Consider the following 16,080-nt stretch of genomic DNA (forward strand, 5'->3'; position numbering starts at 1 on the left):
TGGTCAGAGGCCGACGGCGGCCTTGGCAATGATGGTGAGCTGGATTTCGCTGGTGCCGCCGAAGATCGACCACGCCCGCGCGTTGAGATAGCGTGCGGCGGCCAAGCCTGCCTCGGGCGGGCCGACCAGTGCCGGCGCGTCGTAGGCGTGGAACGGGCGTTCGGCGGGGAGCTGCAAGCTCGCCATGCCGAACGCGTCGATCGCAAGGCCCTCGATCCCCTGGCGCACCTCGGAGGCAATGAGTTTCACCGCGAGGCTACGCGCATGCGGTGGATTGCCCTGCTCGATCTCCAGCAACGTGCGCAACTCGGTCATCTCGAGCGCTTCCGCCTCCAGCCGCAGCCGTACGGCGCGATCCGCCAGTTCGCCCCTCAACGTCGTGGCGCGCGTCAGACGATCGAGATCGGCCAGCAATTGCGGCGCATAGCAGGTACCACCGCGCTCGTTCTCGAGCAGGAACTTGGCGATCGTCCACCCCTGCCCTTCCTCGCCGACCAAGTTTGCAACGGGGACACGGACGTCTTCGAGAAAGACCTCGTTCAGTTCATGGTCTCCCGATGCACTCAGGATAGGTCGCACGGTAACACCGGGCGATGCCATGTCGATCAGCAGGAACGAGATGCCGCGCTGCGCCTTGACGGTGGCGTCGGTGCGCACCAGCGCGAACATCCAGTTCGCGAATTGCGCCTGCGTGGTCCAGATCTTCTGGCCCGAAACGATATACTCGTCGCCTTCGCGCACCGCGCGCGTGCGAAGCGAAGCAAGGTCCGAGCCTGATCCCGGTTCCGAAAAACCCTGTGCCCAGATGTGTTCGCCGCTGCGCAATGCGGGCAGAAACCGCTCCTGCTGTTCATCGCTGCCGTAGGTATACAGGACAGGCCCGACCAGCTTCAGTCCCATACCGGGCAGGATCGGTGCGCCCGCGGCCGTGCATTCGGTCTCGAATATCCAGCGGCGCACGGCATCCCATCCGGGACCACCAGCTGCTTTAGGCCAGAAATAGACAAGCCAGCCCTTGGCGTTCAACGCCGCCTGCCACGCGAGATACACATCGGGTTCGGCAAACACGCCCGACGTCAGGGTTGCGCCCTGCCGCATCGCCGGCGTCAGCGCGTGCTGCAGGAAGGACTGCACCTCGGTACGGAAAGCCTGCTGTTCCGGGGATAGCGAAAGATCCATCACGCGCGCTCCACGATCGCGACGCCCGAGACGCCGGGGGCGCCATAGACGTGACTATAACCCAACCGAGGGGTGCCCGGCACCTGCCGCGCGCCGGCCTGGCCTGTCAGCTGGCGGTAATTCTCGTACACCTGCCGCAACCCCGAGGCGCCGACCGGCTCCCCGCACGCGAGACAACCACCATCAGTGTTGACCGGCAGCGCACCGCCGATCCGCGTGCGTCCCTCGGCCAGCCACCGTTCCTGCTCGCCGTCGGCACAGAAACCGTTCTCGGCCATGTGCATGATCTCTGCCCCGCTTTCGGTATCCTGCAATTGCGCGACGCCGATATCGGCAGGACCGACCCCTGCCATCTCATATGCAGCGCGCGAGGCGATCTCGGTGGGCGATGGCCCACGATCGATTTCCAGCGCCGGCGAAAAGACCTCGAACGACCCCGGCGGGCGGCTACGGACCGCTGCCGCACGAAGCCGCACCATCGGCAATCCCAGTTCGCGCGCGCGCTTGCCACTGGCGAAAATCAGCGCGACCGCGCCTTCGCCGGGCGAGCAGAACATGAACTTGGTCAGTGGATCGCTCACCATGGTCGAGTGCAAAATCGTGTCCGCATCGACCGGTTCGCGTCGCCATGCATGCTCAGTCAGCGCACCATTTGCGAATGCCTTCTCCGCGACTGCCGCGAGGGTCGGTGGCGTAATGCCGTAAGCCGCCATGTACCGTTGAATCTTCATCGCGAAGAACTGCGTGGTCAGCATCAGGCCGGTTTCACCATACCATTCGGGCAGGCCCCATTCGGCAGGCTTCGGATCGAAGGCACCGCGCGGATGCTTGTCGAAGCCGACGGCGATACCCAGGTCGAACTCGCTCGACTTGATCGTCGTATAGGCGCCGAACATCGCCGAGCCGCCGGTCGCGCAACCGTTCGACACGTTGATGAACTGCAAGCCCGTCAGTCCCAGATCGGAGACCATGGTGTCCGCTTTGCCCGCGGCGTCCGATCCGCCGTAGGCGAACTGCACATCAGGCCACGACAACCCTGCATCGGCGAGCGCCGCACGAACGGCGAACGCCCCTTGCTGCAAGCCACTACGGCCCGGCGTACGGCCGAACGGGTGAATGCCAGCACCGACGATGAAGACGTCGCTCATGCCGCCAACGCCGTTGGCGCGAAAGCGAAGGTCGTACGAACCTCTCCATCCATTCGCGTAAAGGCCTGCGCCACCAGCGTCATCGGCATGTCGATCGCGAACTGGTCGATGGGTGCGCCGGTCAGCCGACCCTCGACGATCAGCGCTTCACCCAGAGCCACATAGCCGACCGCATAGGGTTCGAACGCTTCTGGCCCCGCATAGGGCGGCGACTTGGGACGGAAACGCTGCACCGTCCATGACCACAAACGGCCTTCGCGGGGCAAGGTTACCGTTTCAAAACGGTCCTCGTCATCGGGTAGCGGAAAGGCGATCGCGCCCGTCATGCGATTGCGGCCCGCCAACAAGGCGACGTCGCCCCGTCCATCGCGGACAAGCAAGCGATTGTCGATCAGGGGCGCATCTTCCAGCGGTGCATCCAGCATATCTCTCTCCTTGGTTCGAGAGACTAGCGGCATCGCCAATGATACGCCGCTGACCTTTGTGTCAGCGCACCTTGCCGAGAAAACCAAGCTGCGCCGCCTTGAACAGCGCTTGGTCGCGATTGACGGCATCGAGCTTCTGCGCAGCGGAGCGGATATGAAAGCGAATGGTGGTGCGCTTCAGGCCAAGGATGATCGCGATATCGTCGTTGGTCTTGCCCGCCCCCGCCCACCGCAGGCACTCTACCTCCCGCTTCGTCAGGGCCACTCCCGCCAGCTGCTCGCGTGGCTGTTCTGTTGCCTTGACGTAGCTGGTGATGAAGATTCGCGCGAGGAGCGCCAGTGCCTCGTCATGCGCGCCGAAGATCGCGCTCAGGTCCTCCACGTCATGGTCATGATGGACGAAACTCGCAGCGCCGATCTGTCCGAACGGGAGATGCACCGGCGCCACGATCGCCGTGCGCGTGAACGCCCGCGCCTCGAAATCGGAGAGATCGAGCGCTTCGAGCGCACGATTGCGCGACCGCGAATAAATGCCGCTTCTGTTGCACCAGAACGGTTCCCCCTCCAGCCGACACGCCTTGGGCAAAGGCGACGTCAGTCCGAGCAGGGGTACTTCCCACCATAACGCCCCAGCCTCGCCCGGGGTAAAGACGTCGCTGGCGAGCACGCGGCCGTCCACATCCTTCATCGGCGTCGAGGTGGCGATATTGTGCGTGATGTTGACGAGTAGCCCGGTGCGCTCGCTCACCGCATCGCGCAGCGCCTCGGCAGCCGGACGTATGTCTGCGGACGTCTGTATCCGTACCGCGTCGAGGATATTGTCGTCGATCAGCATGGCAGCGTGGAGGGACTCACCGTCCAAGCATAAACACGGTGAGGATCAGGTCGCGATCGGTCGTACATGGACGGGGTTTAACAGGATCGCCGCCGGCGCGTTACCCCTGCGATGGGTTGGTCTTGAGCCCGTCGAAGAAGGGTTGGCATAGCGCATCCGCGACTTGCTCCGGCGTCTGCGTCGGGGCCAGCGGCGGGTACCATTTATACGCCCAGTTGCACATGCCCAGGAAGCCGTAGGTCGTAATGGTCGGATTGACGCTGCGGAATTCGCCGCTCGCTATGCCGGCCTCGATCAAGCCCTTTACGCGAGCGAAATAATCGCGTCTTGCCTGGCGGATAGCATCGCGCATTTCCCCTTCCAGATCACCGTAATTGTCCATGAAGGCACGAACATAGCCCGGGTGGTTGGCGATCTGAGTCAGGATGCCGACGCACGCCGCGCGTAGCGACGGTACCGGATCGGAGCCCTCCTCCACCGTAAGCCCGGCAAGCAAGGCCTGGATATGCGTATCGTGGATCGCGTACAGAATGGAAATCTTGCTCGGAAAGTAATGGTATAGGGTCGGCTTTCCCATGCCGACCTCGTCCGCGAGCATCTGCATCGACGTATTGTGATACCCGACTTTGTCGAACAGGCCGGCGCAATGCTCGATGATCGCAATACGCTTCTCATCATGCGCTTCCGTGCGAACCTTGGTCGTCTTTGCCGGCATGCGGTGTCGTATCCTGTTCTCTAGCAGTTATCGTTCGTATGCCGTTCGAGCGCGTGCGTCCATGCATCCGCGCAGTCTTGGACTGTTATCCGCTCTTTGGCGCTTCCATCGCGGTTGCGCCGATCACCCATGCCGACAACCCGGCGACCGGGACCGCGCAGAGGATGGCTTCGGCGATCTGGGCCTCGGTCGCGCCTGCTTTTCGTGCGCCATCGATGTGAACGGAGGCCCAGTTACTATAGTCCGCGGCGAGCACGGTCACGAGCAGGAGCTCCGCATGAGCCGGCTCCAATGCGGTCCCCGACAGCGTCCCCTCACGCATGAGATAATAGGCGTCGGCGCCGGTGGGCACGAGATCGAGCAACAGCCGAAGCGATGGCGGCACCGTACCGAAATACTTGATGAAATTGCCTTCCGCGTCTCCCTCGGCGACCTCAACCGGCTGCTCGTCGGCCTCGATCACGGCATCGTCGGGATAGGTCACGCTCAGCACTTCGGCGAAACGCAGCGCCGCCCCCTCGCCTCGCGAACTCGACAGAATCGTCATCGCAGCGGCGGCATGCTCGCTCGTCAGCCCAGCGGTCGCGGCCTGCGCCAACTCTCGTCGCGCCATCGCCTCATAGCCTTTCGTACAGGCGGCCGCGGCGACAAACAGACGCTTGAGCGAAGCCGGCAGCGCACCGTCCTCCTCGACCACCTTACGAAACCGCGCATAACCCGCGACGGTCTTCGGAGCGTTGGAGCGCAGTCGCCCGCTTGAAAGCAGCAGATTGGCTTGGGGGGCGTCGCGAGTCACGTCTTTCTCCTTCAAGCATAAGCCGATGAGCCTTGGTTCGGCCTGTGTGCCGCCCTTCTTAACGACCATCCGGACGCTGACAACAGTTGACGACCGACCGTACGGTCGATTATCCGTCGTGACGATAATCGAGAAGGATGTCAGGCTATGACGAACGACCGGCAATCGACGTGATGAAAGCATTGGACAACCGCGTCGCCCTGGTCACCGGTGCAGCGTCGGGGATCGGGCGCGCTACCGCCCGTCGCATGGCCGAACACGGTGCGACCGTTATTCTCATCGATCGGACAGCAGACGCCTTGCCCGGCGCGCTGGACGACCTGCCGGCAGGTGCCCACCGCACCGTCACGCTCGACGTCACCGACGAAGCCGGATGGATCGACGTGGCGCGGACCATTGCCGATGAAATCGGGCATCTCGACATCTTGGTGAACAACGCCGGCTTCGGGACCTTCCGTTCCATCGCCGATACGACGCTCGATCACTGGCGGATGGTCATGGCCGTCAACCTCGACAGTATCTTTCTCAGCACTAAATATCTCCTGCCCCTGCTCGCGAAGTCGCCAACGGGCGGTGCGATCGTCAATATGTCGTCGATCCGCGGCATCGCGGGCGCCGCCAACACCGGCGCTTACTGCGCGGCAAAGGGCGGCGTTCGCATGTTTACCAAGGCCACTGCACTCGAATGCGCCGCCTTGGGCAACGGGATACGCGTCAACTCCATTCACCCCGGACACGTCGCCACGCCCCTGACGGCGGGAGCGCACGCGTCGGAGGAAGGACAGCGCGCGCTGCTGGCGGACACGCCGCTGGGGCGCAAGGCCTCGCCGGACGAGATAGCCGATGCCATTGTTTTCTTGGCCGGAGATGGATCGCGCTACATGACGGGCTCCGAACTGATCGTCGATGGCGGATCCACCGCACAATAGGAGACAGTCTTGAAGATCAACGACATAGCCGCCATCGTCACCGGTGGCGCATCCGGACTAGGCGGAGCCACTGCTGCGATGCTCGCGGCCAGAGGCGCCAGGGTAACGATCGTAGATCGGGATCGTGACGCCGCAGAGGCTCACGCCACCGCGATCGGCGGGCGCGCCGCGATCGTCGACGTCACGGACGATGCCGCCATCGAAACTGCACTCGCCGAGGCCGAACAGGCCCACGGCGTCGCCCGCATATTGGTCAATTGTGCGGGCGTAGCGCCCGCGATCAAGACCGTCGGCAAGGAAAACGTTCCGCATCCGCTCGACGCTTTCCGCCGCGCCGTCGAGATCAACCTGATAGGCACCTTCGCTATGATTGCCCGCTCCTCGGCGAGACTGGTCGCGGCCGAGCCGATCGGTGAGGAACGCGGCGTGATCATCAATACCGCTTCGGTGGCCGCCTATGACGGACAGGTAGGCCAGGCAGCCTATGCCGCCTCGAAGGGTGGCGTCGTCGGCATGACGCTCCCCATCGCTCGCGACCTTGCGCAGCATCGCATCCGGGTGATGACGATCGCCCCCGGGATCTTCCTGACGCCGATGCTCATGGGCCTGCCACAAGCGGCGCAGGACTCGCTGGGAACGCAGGTGCCGCACCCCAGCAGGCTCGGGAAACCAGAGGAATATGCCGCACTGGTCGAAGCGATCCTGACCAATCCCATGCTCAACGGCGACGTGATCCGCCTTGATGGTGCGATCCGGATGGCACCCCGATGAGCGGCACCACCATTGCCGCAGCCGTGGCAGGCTTCGTTCGCGACCAGGTGGTGCCGTACGAACACGATCCCCGGCGTAATGCGCACGGTCCTTCGGACGAACTCGTCCAGGAGTTGCGCAATCTGGCGCGCGCGGCCGGAGTCCTGACCCCGCATATTCTTTCCGACGGCAGCCACCTGTCGCATAGAGATACGGCTAAGGTGCTGCGCGCTTCCGGGTTGTCGCCACTCGGGCCATTGGCGGTCAACGTCATGGCACCCGACGAGGGCAACATGTATCTGCTCGGCAAGGTCGCCAGCACCGAGCAAAAGACGCGCTTCCTCTCGCCGCTGGTGGACGGAACGGCGCGATCCGCCTTCTTCATGACGGAGCCAGCTGCCGATGGTGGCGCCGGCTCGGATCCGTCGATGATGCTCACGACCGCAACGCGCGATGGAAACCACTGGGTCGTCAATGGTCGCAAGGCGTTCATCACGGGCGCCGACGGTGCCAAGGTCGGCATCGTGATGGCGAAAGCCGACGAAGGTGCGACGATGTTCCTGGTCGACCTGCCCGATCCTGCGATCACGATCGAACGCGTGCTCGATACGATCGACAGTTCCATGCCGGGCGGTCATTCGGTTGTCGCTGTCACAAACCTGCGCATCCCGGCCGACCAGATGCTTGGCAATCCGGGAGACGGCTTCAAGCTCGCGCAAGTTCGGCTGGCGCCCGCACGGCTTACCCATTGCATGCGGTGGCTGGGTGCCTGCGACCGCGCGAACGAGATCGCGACCGACTATGCCTGCCGCCGCCACGCGTTCGGCAAGCCGCTGGTCGATCACGAAGGGGTCGGCTTCATGCTTGCCGAGAATCTGATCGATCTGAGACAGGCCGAACTGATGATCGATTGGTGCGCCGACGTGCTCGATACGGGCGCGCTTGGTACCGTGGAAAGCTCAATGGCAAAGGTTGCGGTCAGCGAGGCGTTGATGCGCATCGCCGATCGCTGCGTGCAGGTCATGGGCGGCACCGGCGTGACCGACGACACGATCGTCGCCCAAGTCTTTCGCGAGGTACGCGCCTTTCGGATCTACGACGGTCCCACCGAGGTCCACAAGTGGAGCCTTGCCAAGAAGATCAAGCGCGACTGGCGCGACGCCCAAGGTCCGGTTCAAACATGAACGGCTTGCTGTTCGAGCGCGTTGGACCAGTGGCTTGGCTGACCCTCGATCGCCCTGCCGCAGCCAACGCGATAGACGTGCCGATGGCGAAGGCGTTGATGGAGACTACGATCGAGTGTGACGAAGACCCGGCGATACGGTGCGTCATCTTGACCGGAAACGGCCGCATGTTCTGTGCCGGTGGGGACGTCGCCGGCTTTGCAAAAATGGGTGATGCGTTACCAGCGCACATCAAGCAGACGACTGCGTATCTGCATGCCGCCATCACTCGCCTGGCGCGAATGGACAAGCCGCTGATTACGGCAGTCAACGGTCCAGCGGCGGGTGCTGGTATCGGGCTTGCCGTCATCGGTGACATCGTGTTGGCAGCCCCCGAGGCCCATTTCACGATGGCGTATACCGCACTCGGAATGTCGCCAGATGGCGGTACAAGTTGGCTTGTTCCACGTCTCGTAGGATTGCGACGGGCACAGGAACTATTCTTCTGCAACACACGTGTCTTGGCGACCGAAGCCGCCAAGATGGGACTTGTGACGCGCGTCGTAGAAGGCGGCAGCCTCAGAGAAGAGGCAACGGCATTGGCCGAAAAGTTGGTGACCTCCGCCACATCGGCACTGGGCGCAACGCGGCGTCTGTTATTCGATAGTCTGGTCACGCCGCTCGAAACACATCTCGACGCCGAAGCACGCAGTATCGCAAGTCAATCGCGACGGCCTGAAGGCCGCGAAGGCATCGCGGCCTTCCAGAGCAAACGCAAACCGACATTCCAAGGTGCTTCTTAGCCCTGTCTACACCGCGTTGAACGACAGAAATTCTGGAGACTGTATGACTTCGCCGATCCGCTCCGAACGCCATGACGACGTGCTCGTCATCATCTCGAACAACCCGCCTGTGAACGCGCTCGGCGCCGCGGTCCGGCAGGGCCTTGAGTCCGCGATCAAACAAGGCGTTAACGACGACAGCATAACCGCGATGGTGATCCGCTGCGACGGCCGCACGTTCTTCGCGGGCGCCGACATCACCGAGTTCGGCAAGGAGATGGTCGAGCCCGGCCTGCCCACCGTCGTCGACATGATCGAGGCGTCTTCTAAGCCCGTCGTCGCCGCGATCCACGGCACCGCGCTCGGCGGCGGCTGCGAGGTCACGCTCGGCTGCCATTACCGCGTCGCCGTTCCGTCCGCGAAGATCGGCACCCCAGAAGTGAAGCTCGGCCTGCTTCCCGGCGCCGGTGGCACGCAGCGTGTCCCGCGCATCGCCGGCGTGAAGCTCGCGCTGGAGATGACCGCGAAGGGCGATCCGATCTCGGCGAAGAAGGCGCTCGACGCCGGCCTGATCGACAAGATCGTCGGCGAGGACTCGCTCGAAGCCGATGCCATCGCGTTCGCACGCGAGATCGCGAGCAGGCGCCCCCTGCCCCGTGCGTCCGAAAAGACAGCGCAGGCCGATCCCGACGCGGTCGCCGCGTTCAAGAAGGAGAATGCGCGGCGTTTCCGTAACTTCGACGCGCCCGCCGCGAATATCGCGTGCGTCGAGAAAGCTGCGGACGGCTCCAGCTTCGAGGAGGGCATCGCCTTCGAGCGTCAGGAATTCATGAAACTGATGACTGGCGTGCAGTCGACGGCACAACGCCACATCTTCTTCGCCGAACGCCAGGCCGCCAAGATCGACGACGTCCCCGCGGACACCAAGCTGCGTGAGATCAAGCGCGTCGGCGTGATCGGCGCGGGCACGATGGGCGGCGGCATCTCGATGAACTTCCTGTCCGCAGGCATCCCCGTCACGATCGTCGAAATGCAACAGGAGGCACTCGACCGCGGCACCGGTGTCGTACGGAAAAACTACGAGGCGACCGCCGCCAAGGGCCGGATCAAACCCGAGCAGGTCGAACAGGCGATGGGCGCGCTGAAGCCGACGCTCGACTTCGCCGATCTCGCCGAATGCGACCTGATCATCGAGGCGGTGTACGAGACGATGGATGTGAAGAAGGAGATCTTTACCAAGCTCGACGCGATCGCCAAGCCCGGCGCGATCCTGGCGTCGAACACCTCGTATCTGAACATCGACGAGATCGCCGCGTGCACGAAGCGGCCTGAAGACGTCGTCGGCATGCACTTCTTCTCGCCGGCCAACGTGATGAAACTGCTCGAAGTGGTTCGCGGCGACAAGACCGCAGACGACGTGCTGGCGACGGTCATGGCGCTGGCCAAGAAGATCAAGAAAGTGGCCGTGGTGGCGGGCGTTACCTATGGCTTCATCGGTAACCGCATGCTGATGCCGCGGCAGGTCGAGGCGACCAAGCTGCTGCTGGAGGGCGCGAGCCCCGAGCAGATCGACAAGGTCCATGTCGCATTCGGGATGCCGATGGGGCCGTTCCAGATGAGCGATCTGGCGGGCGTCGACATCGGCTGGCACCGCGATCCGAGCCGGATCGAGAACATCCGCGATGCGCTGGCGGCGGAGAACCGCTGGGGCCAGAAGACCAAGGCGGGCTTCTACGATTACGACGAGAAGCGGACGCCGTCGAACTCTGCGCGCGTCGCCGAGATCATCGACGATTTCCGCAAGAAGTCGGGCGTGACTCCGCGCGAGATCAGCGACGAGGAGATCGTCGTGCGGACGCTCTATACGATGGTCAACGAAGGCGCGCTGATCCTCGAAGAGGGCAAGGCGCAACGTGCGTCGGACGTCGATGTGGTGTGGATCTACGGCTATGGCTGGCCGGTCTACCGCGGCGGACCGATGTTCTGGGCGCAGTCCGAGGGGTTGCCGAAGGTCGTCGCGGGGCTCGAGAAATACGGGTTCCCGGTAGCGGAGTCGCTGAGAAATGGGATACGCTGATCTTAGCATGCGCTGCTGTGGGGAATGCCGATGTGGCCCCGTCCGGCCGCTCGCATCCGTGATTAGGTGGTACAACACGGGCTGCGAGGCCCGATGATCCCGTCGCCGGCCCGACAAGTGAGCAGAGCGCTGACCGGTCGCCTCGCGCTTGTCACGGGCGCGGGTGGTGGTCTCGGCCACGCAATCGCTCGGAGCCTCGCTGAGACTGGTGCGGAAGTGGTAGTTCACGGTCGTGACCGGGGGCGGTTGGACGCGGTCGTAGCCGAATTGGTGGATGCGGGCGGCTATGCCAAGGCAATTGTCGTCGACCTGGAGGACGAGACCGCCCTACGCAATTCCGTAACAGCGCTCGGTCCGATCGACATACTCGTCAGTAATGCGGGTCTACGCGATCGACGTCCGCTCGCTGAACTCGACCGCGCCGCTTTCCGCCGGCTGCTCGAAGTAAACCTTGTCGCTCCGTTTGACCTCGTGCGAATGGTGGCACCGCAAATGCGAGAAGGTGGGCGAATTATTACGATCACATCGATTGCCGGACAGATCGCGCGCGCTGGTGACGCCGCTTATACCGCCACCAAGGGCGGGCTTGAAGCGCTGACGCGCGCGCTCGCTGCCGAACTGGGCCCACGTGGGATCACGGTCAACGCGGTCGCGCCGGGCTATTTTGCGACTGATGCCAATGCGCCGATGGTGGCCAGCGAGGAGATCGCGGCCCACCTTGCGAGGCGCACGTCACTCGGCCGCTGGGGCCATCCTGCCGAGATCGCCGGAGCGGTCGTGTTCCTCGCCTCGCCGGCAGCTTCCTACATTACGGGACAGGTAATTGCGGTCGATGGCGGATACCTTGCCCACTTTTAGGCCGTAGCTTGGTCGGCGTCGAGCGTATCGACCCAATAGCGGACGGTCCCGCCCCTTCGCCTGCCTCCCAACTTCGGACGCTGGTTCACCTACGCCATATGACCAATTTTGAATCGTGGCCTTCCGGTTTCGAATGACATGATTGGAGGAACGAGGACGTTCGCCGCCGACATCGAATGCCTCGCGCTCCACAGGAGGAATTCAGCCATTTGCCCTGCCGTGTCGCTCCGGGCTAGTGCGCGACACCCAGGAGATCATTCATGAAAACAGCGCCGGTCGCCATTCTCTACCAAGCGCTTCCGCCACCGTTGATCAACGGATTGCGAAAGGACGCAAAGCCGGGCGGATATTCAGATGGCGGCGCTGACATTGCTTTCGCATTGCGGACGGCAGGCGTGAATGTGGTCACGCCCACCTCCTTACCAGACCCTTCCACGGCACTCGACTGGGTGTTCCCGGACACCGTCGAGGGCATCCGTAGCGCAGGCGCCGCCGGCGCATCGGTCCTGTGGGCGAACACGGTCCTGTTCGGAGGACATCCGCTCGAGACTGTGATGGCCGACTTCGACATCGTCGGACAGCTTCCCGCGGCAATGCAGGCGTTCGACGACAAGTTCGAGACCAATCGCCTCCTTGCCGAGGCTGGCCTGCCGGTAGCTCAATCGTTTCTGCTGTCTGGCACGGCGAAAGAGAACGTCTGCGCACTGGCCGATGTCGAAGATGCGTGTGCTTCCCGTGACATGTCCTTTCCGATGATCGTCAAGCCGGTGCGCGGACGTGGCAGTCAGGGCGTCACTCTAGTGAGGAGCCTTGGCGACCTGCACGATGCCGCGACTGCGTTGATCAAGGCTGCCACCTTCGGCGACATGCTAATGGTGGAGGAGTTTCTTGATGGCGACGAGATGACCGTCACCATCATGCCGCCCGCCTCCCCGCGTCCGGATGGTTCGCCGGCACCGACGCACTGGGCGTTGCCGCCCGTGTACCGATTCGATCAGCGCGGCGGGGTAGCGCCGTATAACGGCGACGTTCCGGTCACCGCCAACAGTGTTGCAATCAGTCCCGAGCGACTGCGCGATCCTGTGATTTTGGCGATGATCGAAAGATGCGTCTTGGCAGCCGCGCTGGTCGACGCCCGCACCGCGATCCGGATCGATTGCCGGGCCGATCGCCATGGTACGTTCAAATTGTTCGACCTGAACATGAAACCAAACATGACGGGGCCGGGCCGCCCGGGTCGCGAAGATCAGGACTGCCTCTCGGCGATCGCCGCCCGCGCCGAGGGGTGGAGCTACGTCGATCTTCTGTTGGCGATGCTTGCTGCCAAATGGAAGTTCGAGGGATCGAACGGGGCTTAGCTACGCAAGCCAACTATTGGCTGTAAGCGGCCTAAACCTTCGCGAATTAAGCGACCCATTACCGTGCGCTCGCAGCGCATTTTTGACGCCCGTACTCCGGTCCTTTGATCGTCGCACCCGTCGTGATCACATATGACGTCACTAAGCCGCAGTCGGTCATACGAAAAGGGCGCCCAAGTTCCCTTGGGCGCCCTTCCAGTTCGAGCTGTGCTTGGGGGCGGCTTGTTCTGACTAGTGAAACTAAATACCGTTCGAGAGATTCGTGTCTGGCTCGTTTGTACGCATGTCCTGGCTTGGTTCTGACCGGTTGCACGGCGCTTAAGCCATTCGATACCATCTTCGCATTGCTGCGGAGCTCTCGACTTGGTGACAGATAGGAGGCGCTGATCTTCGCCCAGGAACAAAGACGCCTTAACTAATCCAGCGCTGCCGCCTCAGAATCCGATACCGATCGTCCCAAACACCTGCCGGGGCGCTAGCGGGAAGAAATTATACGTCCCCGACGCCGCGCCGATGCTAAGCGTCGACTCCGCCTTCTTGTCGGTGATGTTGGTGACGTTGAGGCTAAGAGTCAGCTTCTTTGCGACGAAGCCGTTGCTCAGCGGCACGTCGACCCCGATCCGTCCCGACATCGTGAAGTATCCGCCCACGGACAGATCATTGGTAAAAGTCGCATAGCGACGGCCAAGATAATCGCCGATCAGCTGCACGTCGAACGGGGCGACCGACAAGGTCGCCACCGTCTTATTGAGCCAAGCCGGGGATCCGGGCACTTTCTTGCCCTTGGTCGCGATGGTTGCGGTGCCGCTCAGATAATCGTCTCCGAAGCGCGAGTTGTTATAAGAGAGCGCGTTGTAGATCGAGAAGGTACTGCCGAACCGCAGCGTGCCCGCGACGTCGATGCCATCGGTTTTCACGCTGCCAACGTTCTGCAGGATCGTAGCGCCACTGACGATCGCTGTGATCGTTGCATTAGGACTAATCGACAGCAGCCGGTTGCTGAAATCAACATGATAGACGCTGATCTGGCCCTGAAATCCGGTGATCGGACCGAGATCGAAGCTGCGCTGCGTGCGGACGCCGCCTTCATAGGTCCAGCTCGTCTCGGGCTTTGTGTTGGCCTTGAAGAATTCGAATAAGGTCTGGCTGCCGAGTGCGAACGGCGAAAGGCCAGCGGCGGCGCTGGTCTGGAACTGGCGAATATTCTTCTGCCCATTGATGAAGAGCTGTTCGTGCTCGCTCGGCTCCCACAGCGCCCCCACCTGCGGCAGGAAGATACGGTTGGTGTCGAGCTTGCCGACCGGCAGTTCGCGCGAGCCCGTGAACGAGCCGGGAATCGGCTGCACCGGAATGGTCTGGCTCGCCTTCTGGAACGTGCTCTTGAAGCCCGCCTGCAGCGTCAGCGCCGGCACGATGCGCCACGCGTCCTGGATATGGGTCTGGATCTCATCGACACGGATCTCGCTGTGATATTGCGTGATCAGCGGTCGCGCGAGGTCGAGCGGGCGATCGTACGGCGTCGACGGATTGTTGATATCGAACGCGTACCAGCGCCGCTTGGCTGACGAGCTCTGATGTTCGTACCAGCCACCGATCTCGATCGTGTGATCGCCGATCTCGGCGCGCAACGTCGAGATCGCACCGACGCGGTCGATCCGGTATTCGGTCGTGCGCGTGGCGATCCCCGAGCCACCGAAGATCGTCGAGAGCCGCGCGAGGTTAGCCGCCGAGGTCGGGCTGCTACCCGGCGCACCTGGATAATAGAAGGAGAAGAGCTGCGGCAGGCCGGCTGCAGTGACCGGCCCCGCGACGACCCCGACGCCGTCGTTGTGATGGAAATAGGCCTGGTTCGACCAGGTGAGGCCCGGCGCTACATTCCAGTCGTATTTCGCATAACCGAGATAATCGGTGCGTTGCGCGTCGCTATAGTAATTGCGGTAGTTCGCACCCGGCGCAGCGTTGACCGAAGCATAAGCCGGCGACTGATAATAGGCGACTGCGCCGGCAGCGTCTGGGTAGAGGAACGGGCGGACGTAAGGCGCAACGCCACGGTTATCGACCGCCGCGGTCGTGCCCGATGCGGGTCGCACGACAATCGACGTCGCGTCCTCGTTCGGTTCGGTCTTGTCCGAATAGGCGAAATAGGCCGTCAGCTTGCCGTTGGAATCTTCGCGGACGAGTTTGGCATTGGCCTGGTAACCGCCCTGCTTGCCATTGAAATCCCAGGCGCGCGCATCCTGCCGCACGCCGGAGACATAGAGCCGCGTCCCGTCGCCGAGATCGCCGGTGTCGAGGCGGCCGTAAGTTCGCAAGGTCGAATAGCTGCCGAACACCTGCTGCAGGTTCACCCCCAAGTCGCGCTTCGGATCGCTGGAGAAGACGTCGATCGTGCCGCCGAGGTTGCTGGTCGACGGCGTGCCGAGATCGCCCGCACCGGTGGCCAACGTAATGCTACCGACATTTTCGGATATGACCGCGCGCTGCGGCGATAGACCGTTGTAATTGCCGTATTGCTGGTCGCCGAGCGGTACGCCGTCGAGCGTATAGCCCAGCTGCTGCTGGTTGAAGCCGTGGATGAACAGCGAGATGTTCTGCTCATTATTGCCCCACGGATCCGCGGTCAGGAAGGTGACGCCGGGTAGGGTCTGCAGCGCCTTCAACGGACTGATGCCTGGCAGCACCTTCTGGATCTCAACGCCCGACACCTGGCTCACCGACCGCGTCGTCGTGCCCGTGACGACGATGTCACCGGCCGCGCCGGCTTCGGGCGCCGGAATGTCCTGTCCTGCCGGTTCCGTCAGCACGGCCGTGGTTTGCGCCTGTGCCATCGACGATGCCAGCACAGCTAACCCGATGCCGCTCAACAGCCGTGCGGTCACCAAAAATGTCTTCATGAGCCCCGATCCCCGTCACGAACCGTTCCAGTTCGTTCGCGGACGGGTAGGCGGTGATTGCGACGATGGGGCGACAGCGATGTGACAAACGTGTTGCACACGACGGAAGGCGACGGCTCCCCACGTTACACCGCGTCCTCCTTACTACCGCCTAGCCACTTTCACAGATCG

At 63.0% G+C, this 16,080-nt stretch carries 14 protein-coding genes; 7 read left to right on the forward strand and 7 right to left on the reverse strand.

Translation table 11 applies throughout. The features are described from left to right. Positions 1–3 precede the first annotated feature (3 nt). From U1708_RS16185 to U1708_RS16210, 6 genes are all read right to left on the reverse strand, one after another. The gene (locus U1708_RS16185) at positions 4–1,179 is read right to left on the reverse strand and encodes an acyl-CoA dehydrogenase family protein (RefSeq protein WP_332746950.1); all 1,176 of its coding nucleotides are present in this window, start codon (positions 1,177–1,179) and stop codon (positions 4–6) included. Beyond that, complete coding sequence (locus U1708_RS16190; protein WP_332746888.1) at positions 1,179–2,327, reverse strand: thiolase family protein; 1,149 nt, start codon at positions 2,325–2,327, stop codon at positions 1,179–1,181. The genes U1708_RS16185 and U1708_RS16190 overlap by 1 nt, the downstream gene beginning before the upstream one ends. Continuing rightward, positions 2,324–2,752, reverse strand: a complete 429-nt coding sequence (locus U1708_RS16195) for a Zn-ribbon domain-containing OB-fold protein (RefSeq protein ID WP_332746889.1) — start codon at positions 2,750–2,752, stop codon at positions 2,324–2,326. Before U1708_RS16195 ends, U1708_RS16190 begins: the two co-directional genes overlap by 4 nt. A 61-nt stretch (positions 2,753–2,813) precedes the next feature. Beyond that, a complete protein-coding gene (locus U1708_RS16200; protein WP_332746890.1) occupies positions 2,814–3,614 on the reverse strand; it encodes a helix-turn-helix transcriptional regulator in 801 nt (266 codons plus the stop codon). Between the two features lie 73 nt (positions 3,615–3,687). Beyond that, a complete protein-coding gene (locus tag U1708_RS16205) occupies positions 3,688–4,302 on the reverse strand; it encodes a TetR/AcrR family transcriptional regulator (protein ID WP_332746892.1) in 615 nt (204 codons plus the stop codon). An 85-nt stretch (positions 4,303–4,387) separates the two neighbouring features. Next, positions 4,388–5,098 (reverse strand): carboxymuconolactone decarboxylase family protein, encoded by a 711-nt coding sequence (locus U1708_RS16210; RefSeq protein ID WP_332746893.1) that lies wholly within the window; start codon positions 5,096–5,098, stop codon positions 4,388–4,390. A 173-nt stretch (positions 5,099–5,271) separates the two neighbouring features. Here U1708_RS16210 and U1708_RS16215 point away from each other — a divergent pair, with 173 nt between their 5' ends. The 7 genes from U1708_RS16215 (at position 5,272) to U1708_RS16245 (ending at position 13,015) form a co-directional block, all read left to right on the forward strand. Further along, a complete protein-coding gene (locus U1708_RS16215) occupies positions 5,272–6,027 on the forward strand; it encodes an SDR family NAD(P)-dependent oxidoreductase (protein WP_332746952.1) in 756 nt (251 codons plus the stop codon). Between the two features lie 9 nt (positions 6,028–6,036). Continuing rightward, a complete protein-coding gene (locus U1708_RS16220; RefSeq protein WP_332746894.1) occupies positions 6,037–6,798 on the forward strand; it encodes an SDR family NAD(P)-dependent oxidoreductase in 762 nt (253 codons plus the stop codon). Then, positions 6,795–7,961 (forward strand): acyl-CoA dehydrogenase family protein, encoded by a 1,167-nt coding sequence (locus tag U1708_RS16225; RefSeq protein WP_332746895.1) that lies wholly within the window; start codon positions 6,795–6,797, stop codon positions 7,959–7,961. Before U1708_RS16220 ends, U1708_RS16225 begins: the two co-directional genes overlap by 4 nt. Beyond that, entirely contained in the window at positions 7,958–8,743 is a 786-nt protein-coding gene (locus U1708_RS16230; protein WP_332746896.1) for an enoyl-CoA hydratase/isomerase family protein, read from the forward strand. Before U1708_RS16225 ends, U1708_RS16230 begins: the two co-directional genes overlap by 4 nt. Before the next feature lie 43 nt (positions 8,744–8,786). Continuing rightward, a complete protein-coding gene (locus U1708_RS16235) occupies positions 8,787–10,799 on the forward strand; it encodes a 3-hydroxyacyl-CoA dehydrogenase NAD-binding domain-containing protein (protein ID WP_332746897.1) in 2,013 nt (670 codons plus the stop codon). A 93-nt stretch (positions 10,800–10,892) separates the two neighbouring features. Continuing rightward, the gene (locus tag U1708_RS16240; protein WP_332746898.1) at positions 10,893–11,657 is read left to right on the forward strand and encodes an SDR family oxidoreductase; all 765 of its coding nucleotides are present in this window, start codon (positions 10,893–10,895) and stop codon (positions 11,655–11,657) included. 260 nt (positions 11,658–11,917) lie between these two features. Then, entirely contained in the window at positions 11,918–13,015 is a 1,098-nt protein-coding gene (locus U1708_RS16245; RefSeq protein ID WP_332746899.1) for an ATP-binding protein, read from the forward strand. Between the two features lie 434 nt (positions 13,016–13,449). Here U1708_RS16245 and U1708_RS16250 read toward each other — a convergent pair whose 3' ends face one another. Beyond that, positions 13,450–15,909 (reverse strand): TonB-dependent receptor, encoded by a 2,460-nt coding sequence (locus U1708_RS16250; RefSeq protein ID WP_332746900.1) that lies wholly within the window; start codon positions 15,907–15,909, stop codon positions 13,450–13,452. Positions 15,910–16,080 lie beyond the last annotated feature (171 nt).

This window comes from Sphingomonas arabinosi (assembly GCF_036663715.1).
In the GTDB taxonomy this organism is placed as follows: Bacteria; Pseudomonadota; Alphaproteobacteria; order Sphingomonadales; family Sphingomonadaceae; genus Sphingomonas.

Bases quoted from the DNA above. Each gene is read 5' to 3' on its own strand.
- U1708_RS16195 (WP_332746889.1), bottom strand. From the start codon at position 2,752: ATGCTGGATGCACCGCTGGAAGATGCGCCCCTGATCGACAATCGCTTG.
- U1708_RS16190 (WP_332746888.1), bottom strand. From the start codon at position 2,327: ATGAGCGACGTCTTCATCGTCGGTGCTGGCATTCACCCGTTCGGCCGT.
- U1708_RS16250 (WP_332746900.1), bottom strand. From the start codon at position 15,909: ATGAAGACATTTTTGGTGACCGCACGGCTGTTGAGCGGCATCGGGTTA.
- U1708_RS16185 (WP_332746950.1), bottom strand. From the start codon at position 1,179: ATGGATCTTTCGCTATCCCCGGAACAGCAGGCTTTCCGTACCGAGGTG.
- U1708_RS16225 (WP_332746895.1), top strand. From the start codon at position 6,795: ATGAGCGGCACCACCATTGCCGCAGCCGTGGCAGGCTTCGTTCGCGAC.
- U1708_RS16215 (WP_332746952.1), top strand. From the start codon at position 5,272: ATGAAAGCATTGGACAACCGCGTCGCCCTGGTCACCGGTGCAGCGTCG.
- U1708_RS16205 (WP_332746892.1), bottom strand. From the start codon at position 4,302: ATGCCGGCAAAGACGACCAAGGTTCGCACGGAAGCGCATGATGAGAAG.
- U1708_RS16245 (WP_332746899.1), top strand. From the start codon at position 11,918: ATGAAAACAGCGCCGGTCGCCATTCTCTACCAAGCGCTTCCGCCACCG.
- U1708_RS16240 (WP_332746898.1), top strand. From the start codon at position 10,893: ATGATCCCGTCGCCGGCCCGACAAGTGAGCAGAGCGCTGACCGGTCGC.
- U1708_RS16235 (WP_332746897.1), top strand. From the start codon at position 8,787: ATGACTTCGCCGATCCGCTCCGAACGCCATGACGACGTGCTCGTCATC.
- U1708_RS16230 (WP_332746896.1), top strand. From the start codon at position 7,958: ATGAACGGCTTGCTGTTCGAGCGCGTTGGACCAGTGGCTTGGCTGACC.